This window comes from Streptomyces sp. NPDC059455 (assembly GCF_042750115.1).
Taxonomy (GTDB): domain Bacteria; phylum Actinomycetota; class Actinomycetes; order Streptomycetales; family Streptomycetaceae; genus Streptomyces; species Streptomyces endocoffeicus.
On sequence record NZ_JBHYVB010000449.1, the window covers coordinates 1 to 2,494 of the forward strand.

General features: G+C 71.9%; 1 protein-coding gene. It reads right to left on the reverse strand.

Annotated elements, in window-relative coordinates; genetic code table 11:
• The coding region (locus tag ACFXB5_RS53395) for a beta-ketoacyl synthase N-terminal-like domain-containing protein (protein ID WP_385223283.1) at positions 1–2,494 on the reverse strand (2,494 nt) is incomplete at both ends.

The following is a 2,494-nucleotide window of genomic DNA, read 5'->3' on the forward strand; positions in this document are numbered from 1 at the left end:
TGGCGAAGGTGGTGGGCTGGAGGACGTCGACGCGGTCCAGTGAGGGTGCGTTGGGTGCGCCGGTGATGACGTCGATGAGGTTCCAGTCGGTGTAGAGGGCCAGGGCCTCAGCACACTCGTGGAGGCGAGCCGCGAAGACGGGTGAGGTGTCCAGGAGTTGGGCTCCCATACCTGCCCACTGCGCTCCCTGGCCGGGGAAGACAAACACGGTCTTGCCGTCGGTGCCGGTCTCCCCGGTGACCAGGTTGGGGTGGGGCTGCCCTTCGCTGAGGGCGGTGAGGGCGGCCGTCGCCTGGTCGAGATCCGTGGCGAGAACGACCGCGCGGTGTTCCAGTGCGGCGCGGGCGGTGGCCAACGACCAGCCCAGGTCCACCGGGTCGGTGTCGGGATGGGCGTGAAGGTGGGTGATCAGACGCTCGGCCTGCGCCCGTAGCGCCGCCGGGCTCTTGGCGGACAGCACCCACGGCACCGCGCCCCCCGTGGCCACCAGCCCGGGAGTCTCCGGTTCTGTGGCTTCCGTTTCGGCGGCCGCTTCTGCCGGGGCCTGTTCGAGGATGAGGTGGGCGTTGGTGCCGCTGACGCCGAAGGAGGAGACACCGGCGCGGCGGGGGTGTCCGGTCTCCGGCCAGGGGCGGGCCTCGGTGAGCAGGGACACCGCACCCGATGTCCAGTCCACCTTGGTGGTGGGCTCGTCGGCGTGGAGTGTCTTGGGCAGTACGCCATGCCGCATGGCCTGCACCATCTTGATGACGCCCGCGATCCCCGCAGTGGCCTGGGTGTGGCCGATGTTGGATTTGAGCGAGCCCAGCCAGAGGGGTTGGTCGGCGGGGCGGTTCTGGCCGTAGGTGGCCAGTAGGGCCTGGGCTTCGATGGGGTCGCCGAGGGCGGTGCCGGTGCCGTGGGCTTCGACGGCGTCGATGTCGGCGGTAGACAGCCCGGCGTTGGCCAGGGCCTGCCGGATCACCCGCTGTTGGGAAGGCCCGTTGGGCGCGGTGAGGCCGTTGCTCGCCCCGTCCTGGTTGACCGCCGTGCCACGGATGACGGCCAGGACCTCGTGGCCGTTGCGGCGCGCCTCGGAGAGCCGTTCCAGCAGTACCAGCCCGACGCCCTCGCTGAAGGTGGTGCCGTCGGCGCCCTCGCTGAAGGACTTGCTGCGGCCGTCCGGCGCGAGACCGCGCTGGTGCGAGAAGCTCACGAACCCGTCCGGAGTCGACATCACCGTCACACCCCCGGCCAGGGCCATCGAGCACTCGCCCTCACGCACTGCCTTGGCCGCCCAGTGGATGGCCACCAGCGAGGAGGAGCACGCCGTGTCCACCGTCACCGCCGGACCGGTCAGGCCCAGTGCGTAGGCCACCCGCCCGGACACCACGCTCCCCGACTTCCCCGTGCTCAGATAGGTCTCGGACCCCTCGGGCAGCTCACCGGCGTTCGTCGCGTAGTCGTGGTAGATGAGCCCGGCGAACACACCGGTGTCGCTGCCCCGCACCGACCGCGGGGCGATACCGGCCTGTTCGAAGGTCTCCCACGCGGTCTCCAGCAGCAGACGTTGCTGCGGGTCCATGGCCACGGCCTCGCGCGGGGAGATGCCGAAGAAGTCCGCGTCGAACTGGGTGGCCCCGTCCAGGAATCCGCCCTCGCGCACATAGGTCGTGCCCACCCGGTCCGGATCCGGGTCGAACAGCGTGTCCAGGTCCCAACCGCGGTCGGTGGGGAACGCCCCGATGCCGTCCTCCCCGTCGGCCACCAGCCGCCACAGCCCGTCCGGGTCGGTCACGCGTCCGGGGAGCCGGCAGGCCATGCCGACGACGACCACCGGGTCGTCCGTGTCCGCCCCCGGCCCGGTGACCGCGGTGGGGGCCGCCTGCGTCGAGCCGAACAGCTCGTCCCGCAGCTGTCCGGCGGCGATCGCGGCGGTCGGGTAGTCGAACACCACTGTCGCGGGGAGCCGCAGTCCGGTGGCCGCGTTGAGGCGGTTGCGCAGTTCCACCGCCGTCAGCGAGTCGAACCCGACCTCCCGGAAGGGCTGGTCCGGCCCGATGCTGTCGATCGTCGTATGTCCGAGCACGGCGGCGGCCTCGGTGCGGACGAGCTCGGTGAGGTGGCGCAGCCGTTCGCCGTGGTCGAGGGCGGCGAGCCGCCGCATGAGCGACGACGTGTCGGCGGGCGCCGGTGCGTGGGCCGTACGGCGCGTGGGGCGCCGTACGAGATGGCGGAGCAGCGGGGGAACGGGCCGCGCCCTGTCGTCGGCGCGAAGCGCGGCCGGGCTGATCTTGATCGGGACGAGGTGAGGGTGGGTGGTGGTCAGGGCCCTGTCGAGGAGGGCGAGACCCTCGTCGTCGGTGAGGGGCGCGACACCACCGCGGTGGGTGCGCCGGCGGTCCCCGGTGTTCATGGTGGCGGTGAGGGCGCTGGTGGTTTCCCACAGGCCCCAGGCGAGTGAGGTGGCGGGGAGTCCGGCGGCGTGGCGTTGATGGATGAGGGCGTCGATGTA